This window comes from Streptomyces anandii JCM 4720, assembly GCF_014650655.1.
GTDB classification, from domain to species: domain Bacteria; phylum Actinomycetota; class Actinomycetes; order Streptomycetales; family Streptomycetaceae; genus Streptomyces; species Streptomyces anandii.
Genome location: NZ_BMVJ01000017.1, coordinates 71,872 through 79,869 on the forward strand (window position 1 = coordinate 71,872; position 7,998 = coordinate 79,869).

General features: G+C 75.9%; 8 protein-coding genes and 1 pseudogene. 6 read left to right on the top strand and 3 right to left on the bottom strand.

All coding sequences use genetic code 11. The features are described from left to right. Positions 1-76, bottom strand: a pseudogene (locus tag IE249_RS38525) (ZIP family metal transporter); the annotation flags it as partial. 104 nt (positions 77-180) lie between these two features. Between IE249_RS38525 and cobM the strand changes: the two are divergent. From cobM to cobC, 6 genes are read left to right on the top strand one after another with little or no spacing between them, the layout of a single operon-like run. Next, entirely contained in the window at positions 181-999 is an 819-nt protein-coding gene (gene cobM / locus IE249_RS26305) for a precorrin-4 C(11)-methyltransferase (protein WP_189708704.1), read from the top strand. Continuing rightward, positions 996-2,246: a precorrin-6y C5,15-methyltransferase (decarboxylating) subunit CbiE gene (gene cbiE / locus IE249_RS26310; RefSeq protein ID WP_189708569.1), complete on the top strand. Its 1,251-nt coding sequence runs from the start codon at positions 996-998 to the stop codon at positions 2,244-2,246. The genes cobM and cbiE overlap by 4 nt, the downstream gene beginning before the upstream one ends. Then, positions 2,243-3,967 (top strand): precorrin-3B C(17)-methyltransferase, encoded by a 1,725-nt coding sequence (gene cobJ, locus IE249_RS26315; RefSeq protein ID WP_189708571.1) that lies wholly within the window; start codon positions 2,243-2,245, stop codon positions 3,965-3,967. The genes cbiE and cobJ overlap by 4 nt, the downstream gene beginning before the upstream one ends. Next, a complete protein-coding gene (locus IE249_RS26320; protein WP_189708573.1) occupies positions 3,964-4,560 on the top strand; it encodes a precorrin-8X methylmutase in 597 nt (198 codons plus the stop codon). The genes cobJ and IE249_RS26320 overlap by 4 nt, the downstream gene beginning before the upstream one ends. Next, positions 4,557-5,507: a sirohydrochlorin chelatase gene (locus IE249_RS26325; RefSeq protein WP_189708575.1), complete on the top strand. Its 951-nt coding sequence runs from the start codon at positions 4,557-4,559 to the stop codon at positions 5,505-5,507. The genes IE249_RS26320 and IE249_RS26325 overlap by 4 nt, the downstream gene beginning before the upstream one ends. Further along, positions 5,497-6,573: an Rv2231c family histidinol phosphate aminotransferase CobC gene (cobC, locus tag IE249_RS26330; RefSeq protein WP_229859305.1), complete on the top strand. Its 1,077-nt coding sequence runs from the start codon at positions 5,497-5,499 to the stop codon at positions 6,571-6,573. Before IE249_RS26325 ends, cobC begins: the two co-directional genes overlap by 11 nt. 40 nt (positions 6,574-6,613) lie before the next feature. On the opposite strand, the gene IE249_RS26335 is transcribed toward cobC, so the two are convergent. Together IE249_RS26335 and IE249_RS38530 are read right to left on the bottom strand one after the other, a co-directional pair. After that, the gene (locus IE249_RS26335) at positions 6,614-7,528 is read right to left on the bottom strand and encodes an SCO1860 family LAETG-anchored protein (RefSeq protein WP_189708580.1); all 915 of its coding nucleotides are present in this window, start codon (positions 7,526-7,528) and stop codon (positions 6,614-6,616) included. A 152-nt stretch (positions 7,529-7,680) separates the two neighbouring features. Further along, positions 7,681-7,998 (bottom strand): amidohydrolase family protein (locus tag IE249_RS38530; RefSeq protein ID WP_229859306.1); only part of this gene is annotated, 318 nt, incomplete at its 5' end.

The window sequence follows — 7,998 nt, forward strand, 5'->3', positions numbered from 1 at the left end:
GGTCGGTCACCCGCTGTGCCGTCCAGCCGCCGGCCAGCGTCATCAGGAACGCGCCGAGCGCGACGAAGACCGCCATGTGCCCTTGCTATCCGATCAACCACCGTTCGCGCACATCCGGCCCTTGTCCGACCGCCACACACCATGACATTCCGTACGGAAGGATCCGACCCCATGGCCCCCATGGCCGATGCCCCCACCGGCAAGGTGACCTTCGTCGGCGCCGGCCCCGGCGCCGCCGACCTGCTGACGTTCCGCGCCGCCCGTGCGATCGCCGGGGCCGACGTCGTCATCTGGGCGGCCAGCCTGGTCCAGGCTGAGGTGCTCGAGCACGCGCGCGAGGGCGCTGAGATCCTGGACTCGGCGGCCATGTCCCTGGAGGACGTCGTCGCCGTCTACGAGCGGGCCCGCCGGGAGGGGCTGAAGGTGGCCCGCATCCACTCCGGCGACCCGGCCCTGTGGGGCGGCACCCAGGAGCAGCTCGACCGGTGCGAAGCGCTCGGCATCGACACCGAGGTCGTGCCCGGCGTGTCGTCGTTCTCGGCGGTGGCCGCGCTGGCCCGGCGCGAGCTGACCATTCCGGAAGTCGCGCAGTCGGTGGTGCTGACCCGGCTCGGCGGCGGCAAGACGCCGATGCCGCCCGGCGAGGAGGTGCGCGAGTTCGCCCGGCACGGCACCACCATGGCGGTCTTCCTGTCGGCGGCGCGCAGCGGACAGCTGGTGCGGGAGCTGCTGGAGGGCGGCTACCCGACGTCCACGCCGGTCGTGGTGGCGTACCAGGCGACCTGGCCGGAGGAGCTGATCGTCCGGTGCACGGTCGGCACGCTGGAGGAGACGGTCAAGGAGCACAAGCTCTGGAAGCACACGCTGTTCCTGGTCGGCCCTGCCCTGGACGCGCACGGCACCCGCTCCCACCTGTACCACCCGGGCCACTTCCACGGGTACCGCAAGGCCGACCCCGAGGCCCGCAGGGCCCTGCGCGCGCGGGGTGCGGGCACGTGATCACGGTCGTCGGCACGGGCACCGGGGCGGCGCCGCCGGAGCGGGAGCTGCTGGCCGGGGCCGGCCTCGTCGTCGGCGGTCGGCGCCATCTGGAGGCCGCCGGGGTGCCGGAGGGGGCCGAGCGGGTGGTGCTCGGCCCGCTGGCGCCCGCCCTGGAGGTCGTCGAGCGCCATCTCGACAAGGGGCGGCGCGTGGTCGTGCTCGCCTCCGGGGACCCCGGGTTCTTCGGGATCGTACGAGCGCTCGGCGAGCGGTTCGGGCCGGAGCGGCTGGACGTGCGGCCCGGCGTCTCCTCCGTCGCCACCGCCTTCGCGCGGCTGGCGCTGCCCTGGGACGACGCGGTCGTGGTGAGCGCGCACGGCCGGGAGCTGCGGACTGCCGTCAACGTGTGCCGGGCCCACCCCAAGGTCGCCGTGCTGACCGGTCCGGGGGCCGGTCCGGCCGAGCTGGGGGCCGCGCTGGCGCGCACCTCGCCGGACCGGCGGCTGGTCGTCGCGTCCTCGCTCGGCGACCCGGACCGTGAGCGCGTCGAGCCGGTCACGCCCGCCGAGGCCGCCGCCCGCGACTGGGGTACGGCGGTCAGCGTGGTGCTGTGCCTGGACCCGGCGCGCGCGCTCGGCGCCGTACGGACGCTCGCCGGGCCCGAGCGGGCGCCCGCGTCCGGGTGGGCGCTGGAGGAGGCCGCGTTCGCGCACCGGGACTCGATGATCACCAAGTTCGAGGTGCGCGCGCTGGCACTGGCCCGGCTCGGGCCGCGCACGGGCGATCTGGTCTGGGACGTCGGCGCCGGTTCCGGCGCGGTGGCCGTGGAGTGCGCGCGGCTCGGCGCGGCCGTCGTCGCCGTGGAGAAGACCGAGGACGGCGCCGGACGGGTGCGCGCCAACGCGGAAGCCCACGGGGTCGACGTGACCGTGGTGCACGGCACGGCGCCCGAAGCGCTGACCGCGCTCGGCGACGACCCGGACGCCGTGTTCGTCGGCGGCGGGGGGCGCGAACTGCCCGCGATCGTCACCGCGTGCGCGCGCCGGGCCCGGCGGACCGTGGTCGTCGCCATGGCCGCGCTGGACCGGGTGCCGGCCGCGCGTGAGGCGCTCACCGCCGCCGGGTTCTCCTGCGACGGCGTACTGCTGCAGTCCTCCCGGCTCGCGCCGCTGCCGGGTGACGTGACCCGGCTGGCGGCGGCCAATCCCGTTTTCCTGCTGTGGGGCGTACGGCCCCCGGCACGCACAGAAGGAGTTGCCCAGTGATCGGCCTCATTTCCGCCACCGCGGCGGGGGCGGCTGCGCGGAACCGGCTGGCGGCCGCCTGGCCGGACCGTACGCGGGTGTACGAGGGTCCCGTGGGGGACGCCGTACGGACCGCGTTCGCCGAGTGCGAGCAGCTCGTGTGCTTCCTGGCCACGGGGGCGGTGGTGCGGCTGGTCGCGCCCTTGCTGGAGGGCAAGGCGGCCGACCCGGGCGTGGTGTGCGTCGACGAGGGCGGCCGGTTCGCGGTGTCGCTGCTCGGCGGGCACGGCGGCGGCGCCAATGAACTCGCCGCCGAGGTCGGCCGGTTGCTGGGCGCCGAGCCGGTGGTGACCACGGCGACGGACTCCGCCGGCCTGGCCGGCCTCGACACGCTCGGTCTCCCGGTGGAGGGGGACGTCGCCGGGGTGTCGCGGGCGCTGCTGGACAGCGAGCCGGTCGTCCTGGACGCGGAGGTGGCCTGGCCGCTGCCCGCGCTGCCTGCGCTGCCGCGGGCGGGGCGCGAGGAGGCGCAGGGGGCCTGTGTGATCCGTGTGACGGACCGTGCCGTCGAGCCCGGTGCCCACGAGGTGGTGCTGCGGCCGCCGTCCCTCGTCGTCGGCGTCGGCGCGTCCCGTGGGGTCGCGGCCGAGGAGGTGCTCGGACTGGTCGAGGGCGCGCTGCGGGAGGCGGGGCTGTCGGCGCGGTCCGTTGACCGGCTGGCCACCGTCGACGCCAAGTCCGGCGAGCCCGGCCTGATCGCGGCCGTCGAGCGGCTCGGCGTGCCCCTCGTGACGTACTCCGCCCAGGAGCTGGCCGCGGTGACCGTGCCCAACCCGTCCCGGGCGCCGCTCGACGCCGTCGGCACGCCGTCGGTCGCCGAGGCCGCCGCGCTTGCCGGCGGCGGCGAACTCCTCGTGCCCAAGCGGAAGTCGGAGCGCGCCGACGGAGCGCCCGCCATGGCCACCTGCGCGGTCGTACGGCGGCCGGTGCGCGGGCGGCTCGCGGTGGTCGGGCTCGGGCCTGGCGCCCGCGACCTCCTGACCCCGCGCGCGGAGGCCGAACTGCGGCGCGCGTCCGTGCTGGTGGGGCTCGACCAGTACGTCGACCAGATCCGCGACCTGCTGCGCCCCGGCACCCGGATCCTCGAGTCCGGGCTCGGCGCCGAGGAGGAGCGGGCCCGCACCGCGGTCGCCGAGGCGCGCGCGGGGCACGCGGTCGCGCTGATCGGCAGCGGGGACGCCGGCGTGTACGCCATGGCATCCCCCGCGCTCGCCGAGGCGTCCGACGACATCGACGTCGTCGGGGTGCCGGGCGTGACGGCGGCGCTCGCGGCCGGGGCGGTCCTCGGCGCGCCGCTCGGACACGACCACGTGTCCATCAGCCTCTCCGACCTGCACACGCCGTGGGAGGTCATCGAGCGGCGGGTGCGGGCGGCGGCCGAGGCGGACCTCGTCGTGACCTTCTACAACCCGCGCTCGCGCGGCCGTGACTGGCAACTGCCCAAGGCGCTGGCGATCCTCGCCGGCCACCGGGAGCCGGGCACGCCGGTCGGGGTCGTGCGCAATGCCTCGCGCCGGGACGAGAGCAGCCGGCTCACCACGCTGGCCGGGCTCGACCCGGCGACGGTCGACATGATGACGGTCGTCACCGTGGGCAACACGGCGACCCGTGAGATCGCGGGGCGCATGGTGACGCCCCGCGGCTACCGCTGGCAGGACACCCGCCCGGAGGAGGCCCGGTGAACCGTGTGGTCCATCCCATCGAGCAGGAGTCGTTCCGGCGGCTGCGCGCCCGCCTGGACACCTCGCACTTCCCGCCGCTGACCCGGGCGGTGGTGGAGCGGGTGATCCACTCCTCCGCCGACCTCGCCTACGCCGACGACCTCGTGCTGGACGAGGCCGAACTGGTCAAGGCGCACGCGGAGTTGCACGCCGGGGCGCCGGTCGTCGTGGACGTCGAGATGGTCGCGGCCGGGATCACCCGGCGCGCATGCGTCTGCCGGCTCAAGGACGCCAGGCCGGGGCCCGGCATGACGCGTTCGGCGCACGCGATCCGGCTCGCCTACGAGGACGTGGGCCCCGGGGCCCTGTGGGTGATCGGCTGCGCCCCGACCGCCCTGGAGGAACTGCTGCGGCTGGACGCGGCGCCCGCGCTCGTCGTCGGCCTGCCCGTCGGCTTCGTCGGGGCGGCCGAGTCCAAGGCCGCGCTGCGGGAGAGCGGGCTGCCCGCCGTGAGCAACGTGTCCGAGAAGGGCGGTTCGGCGGTCGCCGCCGCCGCGCTCAACGCCCTGCTGTACCACCCCACTTCGAACGACTCGCCCGAGGAGACCCCGTGACCGTCCCGCCGCCGCCCGCCCTGCTCATCGCCGGCCACGGCACCCGTGACGACGCCGGGGCCGAGGCGTTCCGCGACTTCGTACGGGAGCTGGGGCGCCGTCAGCCCGGACTGCCCGTCGCGGGCGGCTTCATCGAGCTGTCCCCGCCCCCGCTCGGCGAGGCGGTCGCCGAACTGGTCGAGCGGGGCGTGCGGCGGTTCGCGGCGGTGCCGCTGATGCTGGTGTCCGCCGGGCACGCCAAGGGCGACATCCCGGCGGCGCTGGCCCGCGAGAAGGAACGGCACCCGGGGATCTCGTACACCTACGGCCGTCCGCTCGGCCCGCACCCCGCGCTGCTGCGGGTGCTGGAGCGGCGGCTGGAGGAGGCGCTGGGGGACACGGACGGCGAGCGGTCCGACGTGACGGTGCTGCTGGTCGGGCGCGGCTCGACCGACCCGGACGCCAACGCCGAGGTGTTCAAGGCGGCGCGGCTGCTGTGGGAGGGGCGCGGGTACGCGGGCGTGGAGACGGCGTTCGTGTCGCTGGCGGCGCCGGACGTGCCGAGCGGTCTGGACCGTTGCGCGCGGCTCGGGGCGCGGCGGATCGTCGTACTGCCGTACTTCCTCTTCACGGGGATACTCCCCGACCGGGTGCGGCGGCAGACCGAGGAGTGGGCGGCCGCGCACCCCGGGACCGAGGTGCGCTCGGCGGACGTCGTCGGACCGGAGCCTGAGCTGCTCGATCTGGTGATGGAGCGGTACGAGGAGGCGGTGAAGGGCGATCTGCGGATGAACTGCGACTCGTGCGTGTACCGCGTCGCGCTGCCCGGCTTCGAGGACAAGGTGGGGCTGCCGCAGCAGCCGCACTTCCACCCGGACGACGACGGGCACGGTGACCACCACGGGCACGGCGGTCACCATCACGGACACCACCAGCACGGCGGGCACAGCCACTCGCATGCGCACTGAGGGGGCCGGCGCGGGCGGCCACGATCTGCGTCATCACGGGGACGCCGAGGTGCGGGACGACGGGTCGGCGCTGGTCGACCTGGCGGTGAACGTGCGGGCGGACACTCCCCCGGCGTGGCTGCGGGAGGTGATCGCCCGGTCGCTGGATTCGCTGGCCTCCTACCCCGACGGGCGGGCCGCGCGCGCGGCGGTCGCGGCGCGGCACGGGTTGCCGGTGGAGCGGGTGCTGCTGACGGCGGGCGCGGCGGAGGCGTTCGTGCTGCTGGCGCGGGCGCTGAAGGTGCGGCGGCCGGTGGTGGTGCATCCGCAGTTCACCGAGCCGGAGGCGGCGCTGCGGGACGCGGGGCACACGGTGGACCGGGTGCTGCTGCGCGAGGAGGACGGCTTCCGTCTCGACCCTTCGCTGGTGCCCGAGGACGCGGACCTGGTGGTGATCGGCAATCCGACGAACCCCACGTCGGTGCTGCATCCGGCGGCGGCGGTCGCGGGGCTGGCGCGTCCCGGGCGGGTGCTGGTCGTGGACGAGGCCTTCATGGACGCGGTGCCGGGTGAGCGGGAGGCGCTGGCCGGGCGGACGGACGTGCCCGGGCTCGTGGTGCTGCGCAGCCTCACCAAGACGTGGGGCCTCGCGGGGCTGCGGATCGGGTACGTGCTGGCCTCACCGGAGGTGATCGCCGAGCTGGAGCGGGCGCAACCGTTGTGGCCGGTGTCCACGCCGGCGCTGGCGGCGGCGCGGGCGTGCGTGTCGCCGCGGGGGCTGGCGGAGGCGGAGGCGGCCGCGCGGCGGGGGGCGGCGGAGCGGGCCCACCTGGTGGCGGCCCTCTCCGCTTTCGCGGGGCACGGGTTGCGGGTAGTCGAGCCCCCGGAGGGCCCGTTCGTCCTCATCCGCGTCCCCGGCGCCACGGCGATACGGCACCGCCTGCGCACCCTCGGCTACGCGGTCCGCCGCGGAGACACCTTCCCCGGCCTGGACGGGGACCATCTCCGCCTGGCGGTACGCGACCCCGCAACGGTGACCGCCTTCACGGAGGCCCTGCGAACGGCCCTGCCGGCCCCACCCCGCTGACCCGCGGACCTTTCCCGCGCACCTCGGCGGGTGGGAGACCTCAGTCTCGCCTGCGGCGGGCTGCTGCTACTGCTGCTCCGCCCGCGGTGAGGAGGACCGCTGAGCCTCCGGCGAGGTAGGGCGTCAAGGAGCTTCCGCCTGTTTCGGCGAGGTCCGTCCTGGCCGCCCGGGCGCCCTGGGGTTTTACGTCCGGCGCGGGGGCGGCCGGTGCCGGGGCGGTGGGCGTCGGCGCGGGCGTCGGGGTTTCGCAGGTGGCGTTTGCGAGGGTCAGCGTGCCCTCGACCTCCGCCACGTTCAGCTTCAGCGGGTTCACGCTCACCGTGAGCTGCAGGGCCGTCGCCGCGGCCGTGCGGGAGGTGGTCGCCCGCTTGGACAGGTCGAGGCGGACCTCACCGACCCCCGGCACCCGCACACGCGTCGGCCCGCCCGCGCTCACCGTCACCTTCTTGCCGAGCACGGTCACCGCCCCCGGCACGTCGGCCACCGCGACCGGCGCCCTGCCCGCCTCGCAGGTGGCCCGGGCGGTGACCTGGTCGACCTCGATGACGGAGAGCAGGGGCAGCCCGGGCACGTGCACTCTCGCGTGGGCGAGACTCACCGTGCCCTCGGACCGGCTCGCCGTGGCCGTCGCGTCGGCCTTCGCCACGTCCGCGCGCAGCACGCCGAACGGCCTGCCGTCGTTCACCCCGTCCAGGCGCGCGCTCAGCGCGGTCCGCTCGGCGCTGCGCGGCGCCCGCACCTCGTCGAGGGTGACGGTGAGCGGGACGTTCACCGTCTTGTTCAGCAGGGACACGTCGAGACCGGTGCGCAGCACGGTGGCGCTCGCGCGGCCGTGGCCCCCGGCCGGGTGGGCGGAGTCCGCGAACGCCGGCGTCACCGGCCCGGCGGCCAGGACGGTGGCGGCGGCGACGGTCGCGCAACGGCGTGCGGGCATGCGGAAGTTGTGGCCGTTCAAGGTGTGGGACCCCCAGGAGTGAATGCTCGGGACCCGGCAAGGATTACGCACTGTGGGTGAACGGTCAGCAATCCTTGGTTACTTCACTCCATCGTGGGGTTTCCGCCCTGGCTTTCGATTTCACCGGCGTGCCCGGTACGGGTGTTCCCCCCTCAGCCGGCGATCCGCCCGTTCAGCACCACCCGCCGCGGCGCCGCCAGCACCCGTACGTCCGCCCTCGGGTCCTCTCCGTAGACGACCAGGTCGGCCGGGGCGCCCTCGTCCAGCCCGGGGCGGCCGAGCCAGGCGCGGGCGGCCCAGGTCGTGGCGGACAGGGCCCGCACGGCCGGGATGCCGGCCTTCACCAGCTCCGCGACCTCCCCCGCCACCAGCCCGTGGGGCAGCGTCCCGCCGGCGTCGGTGCCGACGTACACCGGGATGCCGGCGTCGTAGGCGGCGCGCACGGTGTCGTAGCGGCGTTCGTACAGCCG